This window comes from Corynebacterium sp. 5QC2CO (genome assembly GCF_024580435.1).
Classification (GTDB): Bacteria; Actinomycetota; Actinomycetes; order Mycobacteriales; family Mycobacteriaceae; genus Corynebacterium; species Corynebacterium jeikeium_D.
The window spans coordinates 61,565-81,212 of record NZ_JANIKI010000002.1 but is presented as its reverse complement, the minus strand read 5'-3'; the positions used below and the strand labels follow the sequence as shown (position 1 = coordinate 81,212).

The window sequence follows — 19,648 nt, the reverse complement described above, 5'->3', positions numbered from 1 at the left end:
CCACTGTCACAGTCAGACCTCGTCATCGGTTAGAAGGCAGACTCCCGCCGACCGGGGACGCGTTGCTCCCCAGGAAGTGAATGACTACACCGTGATTCTGCTGCTGTCGACCTCGGATACCGACCTTCTGTCCGCCCGCGCGGCCGCTCAGGCCAACCCGGAGGTGTCCTACCGTTGGGCAAACCCGGCGCGTCTGCTCGACGATGATTTGCCCACGCTTGCCGACGGCGCCGATGTCGTCATCATCCGACTTCTCGGTGGCCGCCGCGCCTGGGAATCCGGCATCGACTACTTTGTGAACTCCGGTATTCCCACCGTCCTCGTCTCGGGCGAGCAGGCGCCCGATGCCGAACTCACCGAGTACTCGACAGTTCCCGCAAACGTCGCCACGCAAACGCACATCTACCTGGCGGAAGGCGGCGCGAAAAACCTCGCACAGCTGCACAATTTCCTGTCGGACACACTGCTTCTGACCGGTCTTGGCTTTGAAGAACCAGCTCGCATGCCGGCCTGGGGTTTCCTGGAGCGCGACTCCAAGGTGGCCACGGAAGATTCCCGCGGCACCGTCGGCATTATTTACTACCGCGCCCAGCACCTGGCGGGAAATACGCACTACATTGAGGCTCTCGCTGACGCTGTCGAGGCTCGCGGCTACGTCGCCAAGCCCATCTTCGCCGCATCCCTGCGCACCGCCAGCGATGAACTGCTGGCAGAGCTAGCTTCCTGCGACGCGCTCATCACCACGGTGCTCGCCGCTGGCGGCAACCGCCCGGCACTCGCACAGGCCGGTCAGGACGATGACGGCTGGGATGTCGCCGCACTCGCAGACCTGAACATCCCTATCATCCAGGGTTTGGCCCTGACTTCGTCCAAGACGGCATGGGAGGACAACGACGAGGGCCTGTCACCGCTGGACGTCGCAACGCAGGTCGCCGTCCCCGAATTCGACGGCCGCATCATCTCGGTCGCGTTCTCGTTTAAGGAAATCGACTCCGACGAGCTCATTTCCTACGTCCCAGATCTCGAGCGCTGCGACCGCCTCGCCGGCATCGCCACCCGTTACGCCGCGCTCCGCCACATCGACAACGCTGACAAGCGCGTCGCCGTCATGCTCTCTGCGTACCCGACCAAGCACGCCCGCATCGGCAACGCTGTCGGTTTGGACACACCAGCATCCACGTTGAAGGTGCTGCACGCGCTTGCCGACGCCGGATACAACCTCGGCGACACCACCAAAATCCCCGGATATGCCACCGCCGAGGATGGTGCCGATGAACCAGATGCGTTCATGCACGCCATCATCGAGGCCGGCGGCCAAGACCCGGACTGGCTGACCGAAGAGGTCATGGAGGCAGCCGAACTCCGCCTGCCCGCCGCCACCTACGAGAAGTTCTTCGCTACCTTGCCGGAAGAACTTCGCTCCGACATGCAGGACAAGTGGGGTGCCGCGCCGGGCACCCTGTACGTCCACCCGGATACCCAGAACATCTACATTGCGGGCCTGACCTTCGGCAATGTCGTGGTCATGGTGCAGCCACCGCGCGGTTTCGGTGACAACCCGGTGGGTATCTACCACGACCCGGATCTGCCGCCGACGCACCATTACCTGGCCTGCTACCGCTTCCTTTCGCTGCCGCAGGCGGAGGGCGGTTTCGGCGCCGATGCCGTGGTTCACATGGGCAAGCACGGCAACCTGGAGTGGCTGCCGGGCAAGACCGTCGGCCTTTCCGCTTCCTGCGGCCCGGATGCTGCCATCGGCGAGCTGCCAATGATCTACCCCTTCCTGGTCAACGACCCGGGCGAAGGCACACAGGCCAAGCGCCGTGCTCACGCCACGCTTGTCGACCACCTCATTCCGCCAATGGCCCGCGCCGAATCCTACGGTGACATCACCCGTCTGGAACAGCTTCTCGACGAGCACCAGAACATCTCCGCCATGGATCCGGCCAAGCTGCCGGCCATCCGCCAGGAGATTTGGACGCTGCTGACCGCCGCGAAGATGGACCGCGACCTCGGCTGGGACGAGCGCCCGGACGAGGAGGTCTTCGATGACATGCTCATGCATGTCGACGGCTGGCTCTGCGAGATTAAGGACGTCGCCATCCGCGGTGGCCTCCACGTGCTCAGCCAGGCACCGGAAGACGAATCTCTGATCGGCACTGTGACCACCATGTTGCGCGCCCGCCAGCTGTGGGGCGGCAAGCAGACCCTGCCGGGCCTGCGCGAAGCTCTCGGCCTGGCCGAGGACGGCACCGATGAGCGCCACATTGTGGACTCCATCGATGCACTGGCTACGGCGCTGGTAACCGCCGTGGTGAAGAATCCCGACCAACCGGTGACACAGATCGCGGCTGATGTGCTCGGCTCCGAGGAATTTGCCGATATCGCGGCACCAAACGGCCTTGATCAGGTTGTCGAGCTGCTGCAGTTCACCCGCGACGAAATTCTCCCGCGCCTAGCCGCTACCAGCGAGGAAATCCCGCGCATTCTTTCCGCCCTCGATGGTGAATTCGTTCCAGCTGGCCCCTCCGGCTCACCGTTGCGTGGCCTGGTCAACGTGCTGCCGACTGCCCGCAACTTCTACTCGGTTGACCCCAAGGCGGTGCCGTCGCGCCTGGCTTGGGAAACCGGTGTTAACCTCGCCGATGGCCTGATTGAGCGCTACCGCGCCGACCACGGTGAGTACCCCAAGTCGGTTGGTCTGTCGGTGTGGGGCACTTCCGCCATGCGTACCTCGGGCGATGACATCGCCGAGGTGCTCGCGCTGATTGGTGTGCATCCGGTGTGGGATGACGCATCTCGCCGTATTGTCGGCCTTGAGCCGATTCCGCTAGAGGAACTGGGCCGCCCGCGCATTGACGTGACCGTCCGTATTTCCGGCTTCTTCCGTGATGCGTTTCCGCATGTTATCGACCTTTTGGATGATGCGTTTCAGCTCGTCGTCAAGCTTGATGAATCCGATGAGGACAACTACGTGCGCGCCCATGCGAAGGCCGACCAGCAGGAGCGCCCGCGTCGCATCTTCGGTTCCAAGCCGGGCACCTATGGAGCTGGCCTGCTGCAGCTGATCGATTCCGGTTCCTGGCGCGATGACGCGGACCTGGCAAAGGTCTACACGACCTGGGGTGGCTACGCCTATGGCCGCGGTGTCGATGGGGAAGAGGCTGCTGAAGATATGAAGACGGCCTACCGCCGTATTCAGGTTGCCGCGAAGAATGCCGATACCCGCGAGCACGATATCGCCGACTCCGATGACTACTTCCAGTTCCACGGCGGCATGATCGCCACGGTCCGTGCACTGACGGGTTCCGCTCCAGAGGCGTATGTGGGAGATTCCACGCGCCCGGACGCCGTGCGCACCCGCACCCTGCACGAGGAGACTCGACGCGTCTTCCGAGCCCGCGTAGTCAACCCACGCTGGATGCAGGCCATGCGTAACCACGGCTACAAGGGCGCCTTCGAAATGGCCGCAACCGTCGATTACCTCTTCGGTTACGACGCGACGGCGCAGGTCATGGATGACTGGATGTACGAAACGCTTACCGACGAGTACGTTGCAAACCCGGAAAACCGCGAGTTCTTTGAACAGTCGAATCCGTGGGCTCTGCACGATATTTCCGAGCGCCTGATGGAGGCCGCCGAGCGCGGTATGTGGGAAAACCCCGACCAGGAACGCATGGATCTGCTGCGCCAGACCTACCTGGATACAGAGGGCGACTTGGAGGAGCGCGCTGACCGGTAGGTAACCGCTAGGCGACCGGTAGGCGACCGCTAGTCGTCGTCTAACCGGCCGATAGCCGTAACCACTTGCTCATCTAGTGGCGGTTACACTGGGGAACTATGAGCAAGTGGTTCACAATTATTTACCTCATCGCCGAGATTGCGGCCTTTATCGCACTTGGTGAATGGATTGGCTACGGCTGGACCGTCCTGTTGGTTTTGGGCCTGTTCATTGTGGGGTTGGTCTTCGCCGCCATCGAGTTCAAGCGCATCTACCAGAAGTTGCTGCTGGATACTTCTCGTACTCTTACCGAGTACGGGCAGAAGCATCCGGAGGAGGCAATCAAGCGCTCGGCGAAGGGCGCGGGGCACTTTGTGGCTGACTCTGCAATTCTGTTGGTTGGCTCGTGGCTGATTGCCCTGCCGGGCGTCGTCACCACCGTTGTTGGTTTCCTCATGGTGCTACCGCCGACTCGCTGGTTGATTCGTAAGAGCGGATCGGTGGCGCTGCTCAACGGACTCCGCAACTTCAGTGACCGCAGCATGATGGTGGTCTCTCAGTACGGCATGAACCCAGGCGCTCCAGGCGCTGGCGCTGGTGCTGGCGGTTTTTCGGGTTTCCCTGGATTCTCTGGTGGTTTTCCGGGCGCGGATGGCAAGAGCTTCCCGCAGGATAAAATCGTGCCACCAGCACCGGACAACGCCTGGGATGATGACCAGGACGGCAGCGACAAGCGCTAACTCAAAAACTCGCGAACGTAGAGAGCTCTCTTATACAAGTGCACACTAACCGCCAAGCGCGCTCCAGCGAGCACGGGAACGTCGCTCAGAAAGACGCTTCGAAAAACACTCCGGAGAATCCGAATCGCTGGCAGGCGCGTTTTCGCGCGCTTACGCCACTAAAGCAGCGCCTCGTTCTCGCCTTCATTGCAATCCTCGCTGGTGGATTGCAGTTCTTAAGCTATGCGCCCATGAGCTGGTGGTGGACGGCCTGGATTGGCCTCGCCCTGCTCATTTTTGCCTACTTCTGCGCAGCCGGTTGGAAATCCAGCGTAGTGGTGGGCTTCAGCTGGGCAACAGCGACGGCGCTTTTCTCACTGCCGTGGATCGGCTCCTTCGTCGGCATTGGCCCCTACGTGGCGCTCTCAATTGTGCTGGGTCTCCTCGCAATTCCGGCGGCGCTTGCGATGTGGCTGATTGCCCAATCCAGTTTCCCCCTCGCGCTGAAGCTCCCTGGCATGGCCGCTGCGCTCGTGGCGGGGGAGGCGCTGCTAGCCCGCTGGCCTTTCGGAGGCTTCCCCTGGCTTCGCGTTGCCTGGGGGCAGGTCGACGGCCCGCTGGCCCCAGCAGTGGCAATCGGCAGCACTGCACTGGTCACTTTCCTCGCTGCTTGCGTTGGTGCGGGACTGGTCGCGCTCACGCTACGTTCCTACGCAACCTCCGCCGCGCTTTTGGTGGGAGCGTTATTCGTCGGCTGGGTTCTTCCTGCGTGGACCCAACCGCTGCCTGAGCCTACTGCCAATGGCAACACCCGTGTCGCAGTTATCCAGGGCAATGTGCCGCGCCTCGGTTTAGAGTTCAATGCCCAGCGCCGCGCAGTGCTGCAAAACCACGCCGATGCCACCAATGAGCTGGCACGACGTGTCCACCAAGGTAAGGAACAGCAGCCGGACATCGTTATCTGGCCTGAAAACTCCTCCGACGTCAGCCCGTTTACGGATGGGGAAGCGGCACGCATTATCGAAAATGCCGCGATGAATATTGGCGCTCCCATCGTGGTCGGCACCTTTACCTACACCGATGGGGTGCAAAACACCATGGTGGTCTGGGATCCTCAGACCGGCCCCGGCGACCAGCACGAGAAAATCTATCTCCAGCCCTTCGGCGAGACCATGCCATTCCGCGAGCTACTGCGCCACTTTTCCGACATGGTCGCTCACGCCGGAGACATGACTCCGGGCAACGGCGATGCCGTGGTCACAACGCCAGGCACCGATGGTTTAAAGAAGGTCAATCTAGGCGTGGCCACCTGTTACGAAGTGGTCTTCGATGGTGCCTTCCGCAACGCGGTCAACCACGGCGCAACCATGCTGGCCACACCCACAAATAACGCCACCTTCGGTTTCACCGACATGACCTACCAACAGCTGGCCATGAGCCGCATGCGAGCCATGGAGTTCCAGCGCTCCACGGCCGTCGCCGCAACCAGCGGTGTGAGCGCGATTGTGGATGCGCACGGAGACGTCGTAAAGCAGAGCAAAATCTTCGAGCAGAAGGTACTCACCGAGACTTTGCCTCAGTACTCCCACCTGACTTTTGCAGCCCGCTTCGGGACGTGGATTGAAGGTCTACTGACTGCATTCGGTATTCTTTGTGTGGTTGGTGCCGTCCTGCGTCGCCGTGGCGGAGATGCCAGGGCAGGCGCAGATGAAGTTGATGGCCGGGATACTGAGCAGAACATGCACTAAGGAGAATCACGAGTGACTGCCCTAAATGAGTCGACGCTGGTTGTCATTCCCACTTTCAACGAGCGGGAAAACCTGCCGGGCGTGATTGCACGCCTGCGCGCAGCGGAGCCTCGCGTCGACATTTTGGTTGTCGATGACTCTTCGCCAGACGGCACCGGTGAGCTCGCCGATGAAATCGCTGCCGCTGACAAGGCGGACAACAACGGCGAAGAGCACATCTACGTCCTGCACCGCGAGGGCAAGGGCGGTCTCTGGGGTGCGTACCGCGCGGGCTTCGCTTGGGGTCTCGAGCGAGACTACGAAGTTCTCTGCGAGATGGATGCCGACGGCTCCCACGCACCAGAGCAGTTCCATCTGCTGCTGGAGAAGCTCGAGGACGGCGCCGATGTCGTCATCGGTTCCCGCTACATTCCGGGCGGTAAGACCGTCAACTGGCCAATGAGCCGTCAGGTTCTCTCCCGCGGCGGTAACCTCTACATCTCGCTGGCGCTCGGCGCGGGCATCTCGGATATCACCGCTGGCTACCGTGCTTATCGACGAGAAGTTCTCGAAACCCTCGACCTCGAGAACATTGGCAAGGCTGCGTACCTGTTCCAGACCGAGCTCGCCTTTGAGGCTGTGCAGGCGGGCTTCTTGGTGGAAGAGGTTCCGATCACCTTTACTGAGCGCGAGTACGGCGAGTCCAAGATGGATGGCAGCTTTGTGAAGCAGTCTCTGCTGCAGGTCACCAAGTGGGGATTCAAACACCGCTCACAGCAGGTAAAAAACCTGGGGTCGGAGATTGGTCGCCTGGCTGGCCACGAGGTTAAGCAGCGATTCCGCAAGTAGGGCTAGGGAAACCCCAAAGATTGCGGCCTGCGCATGTGGATACGGCCTACCCGTATGAAGACGGGCTGCAAATGTGAAACTGACTTAGTTTATGACAGTTTCAAGCCGGTAGGGTCAGGTGGTGAATGCATCACCACTTTCGACCAGGAGAAGTAGTGAAGCAAACCCGCCGATCGAAATACAGTGCCATCAAACCCATTGCGCTTCAACATATCGCCAACGGGGCATCAGCAAGCGCGGTTGGCCGCGAGTTAGGGATCCCCTCACCAACTGTCAGGCGGTGGGCGCGACAAGCCGGAATAAAGATTCAGCACCAGTCGCACTACCCGAAGTTGTCGATGATGGATAAGCATCGCGTGATCTACGAGATGCTTATCGCCGGCACATATAGTGTTGCCCAGATTGCTGCACAGGCCGGGGTGTGCACATCCACGGTGTATAACCAGCGGGCTAGATTAACCACTATGAATACCCGCAGCCGGATAACACCCGGTGATGTATCTCGTGTTGGCACTGGTCGGCGGCTAGGGCTGGCGGAACGCTTAGTCATTGCCGAGCATCTGCGAGCAGGGCATTCGCACCGGCGTATCGCCCAGGTAGTCTGTCGTAGTCAATCCACCGTCAGCCGTGAAATCGCACGCAACAGCGTCGATGGCATCTACGATGCCTATCACGCTGATCAGGCAAGCCGCGGGCGTCTTGCTCGCCCAAAGCCGCGCAAACTCGATGACAATCGATTCTTACGCGCCCAGGTTGTCGATCTGCTCAACCGTGGTGCCTCACCGCGTCAGGCCAGTGACAGGTTGGCTGCACTATGGGGTGATAATACGTCCATGACTATTAGCCACGAGTCGATTTACCAGGCCCTTTACGTACAAGGGGTAGGTAGCTTGCGCAAAGAACTTGTGTTTGAAAAGTCCTGCCGGACTACCCGGCCAGGGCGTAAACCCCGCTCGCTTCTCGCCGGGGTGCCCAAACCACGAGGAAAACGCTGGACCCATGATGCCAATATTTCACTTCGCCCAGCGGAAGCCAACGACCGTGCCGTGCCCGGTCATTGGGAAGGGGATTTGATTATTGGCGCAGATGGCACCAGTGCGTTGGCGACATTGGTGGAGCGCCGCAGCAGGTTTGTGCTGCTCGGCAGACTCGGCACTGACCATACTGCCACCAGTGTCAATGAGGTCATGGTGCGGATGATTCGTCGGCTCAAAGAGTCGATGGACACCACGATTTCGACGTTGACCTGGGATCAGGGGGTGGAGTTTGCAAAGCACACGGAGTTTTCTGTTGCGGAGAATATCCAGGTGTTTTTCGCCGATCCGCATTCGCCGTGGCAGCGTGGCAGCAATGAGCGGATGAATCGGGATATCCGGTTTTATTTCCCGAAAGGTACCAACTTTAACGATGTCACCGATCAGGAGGTCGCCGAGGCGGAGGCATTGCTGAATAACCGGCCGAGGGTGGTGCTCGACGGGTTAACTCCCCTGGAGGTAATCTCTGGTGTTATCCATGATGCAATGACCGCCTGACCCTACCAGCCATTTTTCAGGCCATTTTTGTCATAAACGCAGTCAGTATCTCGGCTCGGCCGGCCGCAGCCAGGCACCAACGAAAAACGGGCCCGAATAAGGAGCAAACCTTATCCGGGCCCGAATTGCAGTGTTTGATTGACGGCTACAAAGCTCTAAAGCTCACTAGCGCAAGCCAGCTCAAGCCTTAAGCGTTCTTCTCTGCCTCTTCGGCTTCCTTCTGTGCCTTCAGCAGGCGAGCGGCGTTACGACGACGCTTGCGCAGCAAGTCAACGCGCTCATCCAGCAGCACGTCGAGCTCCTCAATGGAGCGGCGCTCACGGAGCATGTCCCAGTGAGTCCTCGGAGGCTTCACCGGCTTGGCTTCAGTGCCTTCGCCTTCAACCAGCTCACCAATCTGGCCATTCTTGCACAGCCATTCACCTGGAATTTCCGCGTCATCCGCGAATGGGACCTCGAAGATCTCACCGGATTCCGTGCGGTAGCGGACCATCATTCGCGGCGCGAGGTCATGATCGCGATCGGTCTCATACGAAACGGCGCCCATGCGACTGCCACGAAGAACTCGATCTGCCATGTGGAACGTGCCCCCTTTGGTAGAAATACTAGACCACACATTATAACGCCTTAATCTGTATTCATGCCATAATTGACTTCTGTGTCAGATCAAAAGCCGAGCACAACTACCGCCAATTGCCAGTGGTGTGGCCGCGAAATGGAGGTCGCCATCCGCGGTCGCCGTCGCAAGTTCTGCAGCCAAGCCTGCCGGCAGCGCGCGTATGAAAAACGCACGGGCGTAGCAAAAGGCGCTTCCAGGCCGATCGCCGAGCGAATCAATTCGGATCTCACGCTGAAGCCCGCCGCCGATGCCACGAGCAGGCCGGCAGCCGATGACGTCGTAAAGCGAATAGGGGACGGGCTCTTCGAAGTACGTTGTCTCGCCGAAGACTTGCGCACCGCGCTTGACGACGGCATGGAGACTGCCATCCTGCAGGAGATTACGCAGGAATTGATTATGAAAACGCGTGAGGTGGAACGGTTTATCCCATAGCGGATTAAAAGGATAGGATGAGCACTATGAATTCTGGTGTCCGTAAGTCAATTATTACTTTGATAGCCGTTGCAGTTGTTGCGCTCGCAATTGTTATTGTGGGGCCAGTTTTGTATCGCGTTTTCACGCATGAAGGGGTGCGTACTGGGGATTTCGAGGCCACGGAGCTGCCTGCAGCAACAACTGACGCGAATGGCACCTGGAAGATTGTCGGTGGCGATAACTCACAGAACACCTCCGTTGGCTTTACTTTTAACGAGGTGCTGCCGGGCAGCAGGCGGACGACGTCCGGTTCCACCCACGATGTCACCGGTGAGCTGAAGGTTGCTAACAACAATCTTGAGGACGCATCCGTTGTTGTTGATATGGCAACTCTGACTAGCGATATTGAACGTCGTGACATCAATGTCCGCAACAATATCTTCAGTGTTGAGCAGTACCCAGAAGCCAAGTTTGAGCTTGCAGAGCCGCTCGATATTTCAAACATTCCAGATAACGGCCAGTGGGCGAATATCGAGATTCCGGGACGCCTGACCATCCGCGGTGTCACCAATGATGTCACTGTGCCAATGAAGGCCGCTCGTACCGAAAACCTGGTTTTGCTGTCGGGCACTTTGCCAATCAACCGTCTGGATTACAACGTGCGCCTGCCACAGTTTGTAGCTGCTTCCATCGAGGAGAACGGCGAACTGAATCTACGCATTGTCGCGGAGAAGCAGGACGCGTAGGACGCGTAGGTTTCTCGGCTGGCAGACACGGCCATCTAAAGAGAATCGCAGCGGAGCTGATCCGAAAGAGGCTGCCAGCCAGCAAAAATACGCTCCGTTTCGTCACTGTGACGTAATAAAGCCTTTTAGTCACACACCGCAGAAGTCCCGCCAAAAACAATTTTGGTAGGCCAGTTGGGAGTCGCAACGATATGAACACCTACGAAGCAATGTTGCTCGCACGAAAGGTGCGAATGGTGCTACTGATTATCTTCATTGCATTCGTGGCCTACAAGGGCGTGTGGTGGCTCGTGGCTGTCGGCATATTCCTGATTGGCATGACCCTGTGGCAGAACAAGCGACTGCGGGAAGAGATTGCCGTTCGCAACGCGGATGAGCTTGCATCGGACGCCAGGCCCAATGAGCAATAAGCCCGACGGCATAGGTCAAACGCAGAGATAGAACACAGCAGCAGAAAGCGGCGGCGAAAAAGGCGGCAGCCCTGGGAATTCAGAAAACCCCAGGGCCAACCACTTTCGATATTTGTCCGATAATATACATTATGACATTTTGGCCTTAGGGTCCATCCTCCCCATTACCGCCGATGCGCCATTGCCGTCAGACCTAAGGAATTTTTAGTAAGATTTCTCGCATGCCTGATCTCTCAGACACATCCAGCAGTTCAGACAGACCCGATACGTCCGACACGTCAGATAGACCTGACTCGTCCGACGCCCCTGAGCCTCGAGCCAAGGTAAACGGACTCCTTGAAGCCTCAGTAAGCGCAATCACCGCAGCAACCGCCGCAGCATCCTCAGCGAACGCAGCAAACACTTCAGGTGATGCCGCGTGATTGTATCCGCGCTCATCGTATTAGCGGTCTTTCTTTTCCTCGTTTTCGCCAATGCAATTTTCGTTGCTGTCGAGTTTTCCTACCTCACGGTTAATAGGAACGATGTCAAGAACGCCGCAAACGCCGGCTCAAAGTCCGCATATTTAGTAGACCGGGCTCTATCACGCACCTCTACTAACCTCTCCGGAGCACAGCTGGGAATTACGGTCACCAGCCTTGTTGCTGGTTTCCTGACCGGACCTTCCCTCGGAGTGCTCCTCGAAGCCGCATTTGGTGGCACTAGCATCTCTTCCGCCACCGTCACTGCAATCAGCACTACGGGCGCTTTCATTATCGCGACCTTCACTCAAATGGTCTTTGGCGAGCTCGTCCCCAAAAACTGGGCCATCGCCGAGCCCACTAAAGTCGCAAACCTCGTGGTCAGGCCACAGAATGCCTTCATGTTCGCATTCGGCTGGCTGGTATGGCTACTCAACAGCGCGGCTAATTGGGTGCTAAAGCGGCTCGGCTTCTCCCCTGAGGAAGAAGTTGCCAGTGCTAGGACGGCGGAGGAACTCCGTGCCGTCGTCACGCGCTCTAGCGATGAAGGAAAGATTAACCCGCAGACCGCCGAGTTGGTGGCGCGATCGATTGAGTTCGGCGAACGCACGGCGGCTGATGTGATGACGCCACGCACGCAGATCATCTTTATCGAAGATCAGAGCGTCGCAGAGATGCTGACGGTCGTCGCAGATTCTGGGCATGCACGCTTCCCCGTCGTCGGCAACAGCGTCGACGACATTCGCGGCGTGGTGCACTACACCGATCTGCTCAGCGTGCCACACGCACGACGCTTGACGACGTCGGCTGCGAGTCTGGCCAAGGACGTGCTTGTGGTGAATGACTCGACCACGCTTGACCCGCTGATGCGTCAACTGCGTGAGGACTCATACCAGTTCGCCGTGGTTGTCGATGAGTACGGCGGCACGGACGGCATTGTGACGTTGGAGGATCTCGTCGAGGAAATCGTCGGTGAGATTGACGATGAGCAGGATGATCGTTCGTTACTCTACAGCCGGATCAGTCCTAATACGGTGATTGTTTCCGGTCTCATGCGCCCTGACGAGTTGGGAGAGATCCTAAACCTAGTTTTGCCGGAGGGCGAAGAATCCGACACGATTGGTGGTTTTATCACTGAACGCTTAGATCGCATGCCTCGCTTCGGTGACACTGTCACGGTCGAAGCCACTGACCACGAAAACCTCGATGAGGAGAACTTGCCTACCACCGCTGAAGTTGCTTTCCGAGTCGAGCGTATGGCGCGTCACCGCGTTGGCCGTATTCGCGTCCAGGTGGACCGCGTTGGCAACAGAGTCGCGCACACGGATGAAGGCACTGACCACGACGGCACCAGTCACAATAACGTCGAGCACGACAGCGAACAGGAGGGCTAAAACATGCCACTACTCACTCTTATTTTGCTGCTAGCCCTCAATGCCTGGTTTGTCGCCGCTGAGTTTGCGATGGTCTCCGCTCGTCGCGACCAAATCGAACCGGATGCTGTTGACGGCTCTGCCAGCGCAAAGTATGCGCTGCGCGGTATCGAGAACGTGTCGGTCTCCCTGGCTGCAACACAGTTGGGCATTACCGCCTGTTCCCTGCTCATCGGTGCCGTCGGCGAGCCTGCGATTGCGCACTTCTTCGAGCCCTACATGACAGCGCTGGGACTCCCCGCGGGCACCGCCCACGTGGTTGCGCTGGCGTTGGCGCTGCTGATTGTCACTTTCTTACACATGGTTGTCGGCGAAATGGTGCCGAAGAACATCGCTATTGCGGCCCCCAGCCCGACGGCGAAGTTCGTGGCTATTCCGCTGTATGTGATTGTGCGGGTGCTCAATCCGGTTATCTGGGCGATGAATACGACCGCGAACATCGTGGTTCGCAAGGTTCTTCGCGCCACTCCGAAGGACGAGGTCGATTCCTCCTTCACCGCTAGTCAGGTGCAGGATTTCGTCGCCGAGTCCGGGCGTCAGGGCCTTCTCGACAATGACGAGCTCGCGCTCCTCCACAAAGCTCTCGGCTTCGAGCATCTCACCGCCGTGGATGTCACTATGCAACTCGACACCCTCGTCACCATTGGCCCCGACGCCACCGTCGCCGACATCGAAGAGCTCAGCGCACGCACGCGCTTTTCCCGCTTCCCCATCACCGATGCCGACAGCAGCTTCATCGGCTACCTTCACGTCAAGGATTTGCTCTCGCTTGACGACGGTCACCGCGACCGCCCCTTCCCGCGGAATCTGATTCGCACCTTCGCAAGCGTCAGCCCGGATGCCAAGCTCCAGACGGTCATGCGGCTGATGCAGCGAGAGCAGGCTCACTTCGCCTTGGTGACGGCGAAAAACAGTACTTCGGAGAACTCTGTCAGCGGAATCGTTGCACTGGAGGACGTACTAGAAGAGCTCGTCGGCGAAGTCCGCCAGGCAACAGCCTAGCGAGTGCGCCGACGAGCCCCGTCGATTCCAGCTGGTTACTTGCTGCTGGATCTAGTTGGCTAGTTACTTCAGTGCAGCCAGTGCGGAGTCGTAGTCCGGCTCCGTTGTGATTTCATCGACCAGCTGGTTGTAAATGACCTTGCCCTCTTCGTCAGTGACGACTACGGCACGAGCAAGCAGGCCAGCAAGCGGGCCATCCTGCTGGACAACACCAAAGGCTTCGCCGAAGCCGTGGCGGAAGTCCGAGGCAACCTCAACGTTATCCAGGCCTTCTGCAGCGCAGAAGCGGCCGAGAGCGAACGGCAGGTCGCGCGAAACATTAACCACGACGGTGTTGTCCAGCCCAGCAGCGTCCTCGTTGAAGTGACGCACCGAAGCTGCACAAACACCAGTGTCTACCGACGGGAAGATGTTGTAGACGACCTTCTTACCAGCGAAGGTCTCATTGGTGACCTCACCGAGGTCACCACCGGTGAGGGTAAACTCCGGAGCCTTGTTGCCCACCTGGGGCAGGTCTCCGGAAAGCTGGACTGGGTTGGACTGAAATGCGGTTTGTGTCATAGCGCCCTTTTTACCGCCTTTCGTCCGGATCCTCCAGGCTGTTTCCTGGAAATCAGTAGAATCGTGACAGAAATGAAATTCCGGGCCGCAGTATCTTGAGTGATCTTGCGTATCTTGCGGTCCGGGCCACGCTATTCAGCGGGTCCCACGCTTAAACTCCGAGGAAAGGCAGCCATGAGTTTGATTACCGCAATTGTGTCCATCGATGTCGAAGCTGACAAGATTCCGGAGGCCGCCGAGACCATCGTCGAAATCGACGGCGTGACTGAGGTCTACTCCGTTACTGGTGACTGGGACTTGGTCGTCGTGGTGCGCGCAACTAATCACGATGATCTGGCGGAAATCATTCCAAACCTCATCAGCAAGGTCGACGGTGTCATTCGCACTCAGACTCAGCTGGCTTTCCGCACCTACTCTCAGCACGACCTGGAAAGTGCATTCTCCATCGGGCTGGAGTAGTCGCGAATTCTTCCACCGAACCGTGCGGTATGCGGGAGCTACTTAACCACTTCCGCCATCGCACGGCCTGCCTGGCGGCCACTGAAAATACAGCCGCCCAGGAATGTACCTTCCAGTGCGTTGTTGCCGTGGACGCCACCGCCACCGAAGCCAGAGGCCTCTCCTGCGGCGTAGAGCCCCTCAAAGGGAGTTCCGTCCGGATGCAGGCACTGGCCGTCGAGGGTCGTCTCAATGCCGCCGAGCGTCTTGCGGGTCAGCATGCGCAGACGGATAGCAATCAGCGGACCATTCTTCGGATCCAAAATCGGTGATGGCGGCACGGATCGGATGATCTTGTCCCCAAGGAAGTTCCGGGCCACGTTGACGTAATTGACCTGATAGTCCTTGGAGAAAGGGTTACCGGTCTGCATGTCGCGCTGACGAATCTGTTCCTCGAGCTTCTCCAGGTTAATCTTCGGCGCTGCGGATCCGGACTCCCCGCCCGAGCTCGCCTCCACGATCTCGTTCATCCCTTCGACCAGCTTTGGCAGATTGTCGGCAACCACCCAGTCTTCGCCGTTATCCATAAACGCCTGAATGGGCGCGGCGACACCAGCGGTCACCTTGCCAATCAGCTTCTTAATCTCCTTGTCCGTCAGATCCGGATTTTGTTCTGAGCCAGAGAAGATAAACTCCTTGGCCACGATGTTCTTATTCAGCACAAACCAGGAATACGAGTGTCCGGTAGCCAGAATGTGCTTCATCGTGCCAACCGTATCCGCGCCCGGAATATATGGCGCAGGCAGGCGGTTTCCTTCCGCGTCGAACCACATGGCCGACGGCCCCGGAATGATACGGATACCGTGATTCGGCCACACCGGATCCCAGTTCTTCATACCCTCGGTGTAATGCCACATGCGGTCACGGTTGACGAGGTTTGCGCCGGCTTGCTCTGCAATCTCAATGCCACGGCCGTCAACATGCTCTGGCACACCGCAAACCATGTCCTTCGGCATCTCGCCCAGGCGCTCGGTCGGCCAGCACTTACGCACGGCTTCCAGGTTGCCGCCGACACCGCCCGTCGCAATGCACACGGCCGACCCGCGGATCTCAAAGTCCTCCCCTGTTTCCTCGCGTGACGACGCCACTCCTCGCTCTAAAGATTCACAGGGAACCAGAATCTTGCCACGCACGCCGACGGCGCGGCCGTCTTCTACAATCACCTCGTCAACGCGGTGGCGATGGCAGTATTCCACCAGCCCCTTCTTCGCAGCTTCGGCGACTGGCTCTGCGAAAACGCGGACGATTTCAGGACCGGTGCCCCAGGTGAGGTGGAATCGGGGTACCGAGTTACCGTGACCGTCGGCACGCCCTTCACCGCGTTCCGCCCACCCGACGACAGGCAGGAACTTCACGCCGAGATTGCGGAGGTAGTCGCGCTTCTCCCCTGCCGCGAAGTTCAGGTAGGCCTTGGCCCACTTGCGTCCCCAGTTGTCTTCCTCGCGGTCGAACTGCGCGGAGTTGAACCAGTCAGCTTCAGCGAGCTCGCGGTTGTCCTTGACTCCTAGGCGGCGTTGCTCTGGCGAGTCGACGAGAAAGATTCCTCCCAACGACCAGAAAGCCTGTCCGCCGAGGTTGTTGGCATTCTCCTGATCGACAAGGATGACCTTCTTACCTGCCTGCGTGGCCTCATACGTCGCGACCAATCCGGCAAGTCCGGCGCCGACGACAACAATGTCTGCAGTACGTGTGGTGCTCTGTGCGTTCATAGTTTCGTTTTTAGACCCTAAACACCGCCTTTGAGGTGGTTTTGCCTAAAAACGTTATTTATTTTTGCAGGCTTTGTTTATCTAGCGAATTTCCAACGCGTCCGGAGCTGCCCGCTGCTAGTGAGGCCTGCGTGGCGCATGCACGAGTTCGACCTGCACGAGCGTGACTTTCTCTGCACGCACGAGCGCTTCAAACAACGACAGGTAGTAATTCCACATCCTCCGGAACACTCTGTCGTAGCCGATACCAGCGGCTTCACGCGCATGAGCTGCAAAGAAATCGCGCTGGAGCTGCAAGGTCGTCGCAAAGTGCGCCGGAATGTACTCTTCCGCCGCGATGCGCAGGCCGGTTTCCCGGTCTACCATCTTGCGCAGCTCTTCCATCGTGAAAAGTTGCAGCTGTGGCCACACGTAAGCGCGTACGAGATCCAAGCTACGCTCGGCGAGCGCGTCGAATTTGTCCGTCGCTACCACCATTTGGACGACGATGGTGCCGCGATCGACAAGCAGACGCTCGGCGCTCTTCAGCCAGCGCAGCGCACCTGCACGGCCGAAGGTCTCCAGACGCCCGACGTTGATAACCGCCTCGAAGTCGGACTCGAATTCGCGTGGCGACGGAATGTTGCGATCCATCTGGATTACATCGACCGCGCCGCGCAATCCGGCCTTTTCCACCCGTTCCAGCACCGTGTCGGTGTGGTCATCTGAGACGGTAATAACCTCCGCACCCGCTCCCCTTTCTGCAGCCCGAAGAGCAATTTCTCCGCCTGCCGACGGCCATTCGGCCACACGGTCGCCAGCCCGCACTCGAGCGAGATCGAGCATGTGCTCAATATTGCGCACCTGAGCATGCAGAAAATCGGCCCGCGCGACGGATTTTGGGGCATCGACGTAAGTCACGTCAACTGACCAGTGCGAGGGAACCCCACCCTTGCCCGCACCACGGGCATAGTTTTGAATCTGTTCACGCGACGAGGTTCGCACTCCGGAGGCAAACAGGCCAGAACCGCCCATCAGCAATTCGCCGGAATAAAGCTCCAGCAATGAGGTCGGCAACTCTCCCGCCATATCGGGCCCATCGAGACGCGGGCGTGAACGCGCGACTTTCATCAGACCACGTGCCAACGGCCCCAACGAGGCAATATCAAACTCGGCGCTGAGCAGTCGACTGAGAAGCTCTGGCAAGTCATCACTGGACCACTCGCCCGCGAGAAAGGCCTCCCCCAATCCGAGCCATTCTGAATCAGCTAGTCGAGAATAGAAAACAGGATCAATGACGCTGAAAACGACTGGACGAAGCGATTCAGAACTAGTGGGAGATTCACTGCCACCGCTAGAGCTGACGCCACCGACCCCGTCGATAGCCAAATCGGCGTCACCCGTCGACCGAGTGATGAAGGACTCTCCGACAAACTCACCGGATTCAACCAGTTCAATGCCGTTGTCCTGGCAGAGCCGCTCAAAAGAGCGTTCCATCATTTCAGCACGTTTCGCTAAGAAACGCCCCTCTGGAATACGCGCAACCCGAGGCCATCGCTCTGCGTCAATTGCCTGCCGGCTTGCCGAATTCACCCTGCCCAAACCTCCTAACAATCGCGCCGCATAAAGGTACGAATAACGAACTGAGTTTGCTCTCGAAGCCTACCGCGCAGGGGCCCAGAATAGGCGGTGGCGCACCGAGAGGATTACTATTGTGGCTTGCCGGCTAAAAGCCGAATCTAAAACTTCGAGAACTTTAAAGTCTGTGAGGAGAAAATACATGACCGAGACTCCGTACCGCCCGCACTCCGGACGCCCGCACGTGGTCGTCATCGGTTCGGGTTTCGGTGGCTTGTTCGCGGCGAAGAAGTTGCAGGGCGCCGAGGTCGACGTCACTCTCATCGACCGCACTAACCACCACCTGTTCCAGCCACTGCTCTACCAGGTAGCAACGGGCATCCTGTCCTCGGGCGAAATCGCTCCGTCCACTCGTACGATCTTCGACGGTGTTCAGAACGTTCGTGTTGTCAAGGGCGATGTCACCGACATCGACGTCGAAAAGCAGGTTGTGACTTCGGAACTGGGTCACCAGACTTCCAAGTGGGAATACGACCACCTCCTGGTCGCCGCTGGCGCTGGCCAGTCCTACTTCGGCAATGATCACTTTGCCGAGTTTGCTCCGGGCATGAAGAACATCGACGACGCACTCGAAATCCGTGCCCGCATCATCGGCGCGTTTGAGCGCGCCGAGCTGACCGACGATCCGGCTGAGCGCGAGCGTCTGCTGACCTTCGTCGTTGTCGGCGCTGGCCCGACCGGTGTTGAGCTTGCTGGCCAGCTGGCCGAGCTGGCTAACCGCACCCTCGCATCGTCCTACCGCAGCTACAACCCGCACGCTGCACGCGTCGTCCTGCTCGATGGTGCTCCGCAGGTTCTGCCGCCGTTTGGCAAGCGTCTGGGCCGCAAGGCTCAGAAGTCCCTGGAGAAGATGGGCGTCATCGTCAAGCTTGGCGCGATGGTGACTGACGTCAATGAAGAGGGCGTCACCTACAAGAACATGAAGGATGGAACCGAGGAGTTCATCCCGTCGTTCTGCAAGATTTGGTCCGCCGGTGTTTCCGCTTCCCCGCTGGGCAAGCTGATTGCCGAGCAGACTGGCGCCGAGACCGACCGTGCTGGCCGTGTCGTTGTCAACGAGGACATGACAGCTGGTGACTACAAGAACGTCTACGTCGTGGGCGACATGTCCAACCGCGAGAACCTGCCGGGTGTTGCTCAGGTTGCTATTCAGGGTGGCGAGTACGTCGCCGCCAACATTGCAGCTGAGGCCGACGGCCGGGATGTCGCAGAGCGTCAGCCGTTCGAGTACTTCGATAAGGGCTCCATGGCAACCGTCTCCCGCTTCTCCGCAGTGGTGAAGATGGGCAAGGTTGAGGTCACTGGCTTCATCGGCTGGATTCTGTGGCTGGCCGTCCACCTGATGTTCCTCGTGGGCTTCCGCAACCGCCTCGTCTCCTGCGTCAGCTGGGGCCTGAACGTCCTGGACCGCAACCGTTGGCAGATGGTTTCCACCCGCCAGCAGATGTATGCACGCAACGCCATCGACCGCCTGGCCGAGTTCAACAAGGACAAGGCTGAGCAGGATCTGCCGCTGGAGGTTCGCGACACTCGCCGCGAGCACCGCGCAAAAAGGAACAAGTAGTTAACTTGCAGGTGGCCAGATTAGAAAACGCCTAATCACGACAAGCCACCTGCGAGCTTCCTACCA

16 protein-coding genes are annotated in these 19,648 nt (G+C 58.9%); 12 read left to right on the top strand and 4 right to left on the bottom strand.

Annotated elements, in window-relative coordinates; genetic code table 11:
- Positions 1–91: 91 nt before the first annotated feature.
- The 5 genes from cobN to NQ014_RS02320 all read left to right on the top strand — a co-directional run bounded on the left by cobN (position 92) and on the right by NQ014_RS02320 (position 8,548).
- Positions 92–3,742, top strand: coding sequence for a cobaltochelatase subunit CobN (cobN, locus tag NQ014_RS02340; RefSeq protein WP_257073769.1), 3,651 nt, complete (start codon positions 92–94; stop codon positions 3,740–3,742).
- 98 nt (positions 3,743–3,840) lie between these two features.
- A complete protein-coding gene (locus NQ014_RS02335) occupies positions 3,841–4,461 on the top strand; it encodes an FxsA family protein (RefSeq protein WP_257073498.1) in 621 nt (206 codons plus the stop codon).
- Between the two features lie 38 nt (positions 4,462–4,499).
- Complete coding sequence (gene lnt / locus NQ014_RS02330) at positions 4,500–6,188, top strand: apolipoprotein N-acyltransferase (protein WP_257073494.1); 1,689 nt, start codon at positions 4,500–4,502, stop codon at positions 6,186–6,188.
- 12 nt (positions 6,189–6,200) lie between these two features.
- A complete protein-coding gene (locus tag NQ014_RS02325; protein WP_257073492.1) occupies positions 6,201–7,016 on the top strand; it encodes a polyprenol monophosphomannose synthase in 816 nt (271 codons plus the stop codon).
- 155 nt (positions 7,017–7,171) lie between these two features.
- The gene (locus tag NQ014_RS02320; RefSeq protein ID WP_257073491.1) at positions 7,172–8,548 is read left to right on the top strand and encodes an IS30 family transposase; all 1,377 of its coding nucleotides are present in this window, start codon (positions 7,172–7,174) and stop codon (positions 8,546–8,548) included.
- 187 nt (positions 8,549–8,735) lie between these two features.
- Here NQ014_RS02320 and NQ014_RS02315 read toward each other — a convergent pair whose 3' ends face one another.
- Entirely contained in the window at positions 8,736–9,125 is a 390-nt protein-coding gene (locus tag NQ014_RS02315; protein WP_005511311.1) for an RNA polymerase-binding protein RbpA, read from the bottom strand.
- Between the two features lie 81 nt (positions 9,126–9,206).
- On the opposite strand from NQ014_RS02315, the gene NQ014_RS02310 reads away from it, so the two are divergent.
- The 5 genes from NQ014_RS02310 (at position 9,207) to NQ014_RS02290 (ending at position 13,633) form a co-directional block, all read left to right on the top strand.
- A complete protein-coding gene (locus NQ014_RS02310) occupies positions 9,207–9,599 on the top strand; it encodes a hypothetical protein (protein WP_257073486.1) in 393 nt (130 codons plus the stop codon).
- Positions 9,600–9,616: 17 nt separating this feature from the next.
- On the top strand, positions 9,617–10,327 hold the full coding sequence (locus NQ014_RS02305) for a YceI family protein (RefSeq protein WP_070653051.1): 711 nt from the start codon (positions 9,617–9,619) through the stop codon (positions 10,325–10,327).
- A 191-nt stretch (positions 10,328–10,518) separates the two neighbouring features.
- Entirely contained in the window at positions 10,519–10,737 is a 219-nt protein-coding gene (locus tag NQ014_RS02300) for a hypothetical protein (RefSeq protein WP_257073483.1), read from the top strand.
- A 418-nt stretch (positions 10,738–11,155) separates the two neighbouring features.
- Positions 11,156–12,592: a hemolysin family protein gene (locus NQ014_RS10950; RefSeq protein WP_257073482.1), complete on the top strand. Its 1,437-nt coding sequence runs from the start codon at positions 11,156–11,158 to the stop codon at positions 12,590–12,592.
- 3 nt (positions 12,593–12,595) lie between these two features.
- Positions 12,596–13,633, top strand: coding sequence for a hemolysin family protein (locus NQ014_RS02290; protein WP_257073481.1), 1,038 nt, complete (start codon positions 12,596–12,598; stop codon positions 13,631–13,633).
- Between the two features lie 63 nt (positions 13,634–13,696).
- On the opposite strand, the gene tpx is transcribed toward NQ014_RS02290, so the two are convergent.
- Entirely contained in the window at positions 13,697–14,194 is a 498-nt protein-coding gene (gene tpx / locus NQ014_RS02285; RefSeq protein ID WP_016422822.1) for a thiol peroxidase, read from the bottom strand.
- A 174-nt stretch (positions 14,195–14,368) separates the two neighbouring features.
- Between tpx and NQ014_RS02280 the strand changes: the two genes are divergently transcribed.
- The gene (locus tag NQ014_RS02280; RefSeq protein WP_005511316.1) at positions 14,369–14,653 is read left to right on the top strand and encodes an Lrp/AsnC family transcriptional regulator; all 285 of its coding nucleotides are present in this window, start codon (positions 14,369–14,371) and stop codon (positions 14,651–14,653) included.
- Positions 14,654–14,691: 38 nt separating this feature from the next.
- Here the strand turns inward: NQ014_RS02280 and NQ014_RS02275 are convergent, their stop codons facing one another.
- Together NQ014_RS02275 and NQ014_RS02270 are read right to left on the bottom strand one after the other, a co-directional pair.
- Entirely contained in the window at positions 14,692–16,401 is a 1,710-nt protein-coding gene (locus NQ014_RS02275) for an FAD-binding dehydrogenase (RefSeq protein ID WP_257073476.1), read from the bottom strand.
- A 117-nt stretch (positions 16,402–16,518) separates the two neighbouring features.
- On the bottom strand, positions 16,519–17,880 hold the full coding sequence (locus NQ014_RS02270; protein WP_257073473.1) for a class I SAM-dependent methyltransferase: 1,362 nt from the start codon (positions 17,878–17,880) through the stop codon (positions 16,519–16,521).
- A gap of 280 nt (positions 17,881–18,160) precedes the next feature.
- Here NQ014_RS02270 and NQ014_RS02265 point away from each other — a divergent pair, with 280 nt between their 5' ends.
- A complete protein-coding gene (locus NQ014_RS02265; protein ID WP_257073470.1) occupies positions 18,161–19,582 on the top strand; it encodes an NAD(P)/FAD-dependent oxidoreductase in 1,422 nt (473 codons plus the stop codon).
- The last annotated feature ends 66 nt before the right edge of the window (positions 19,583–19,648 follow it).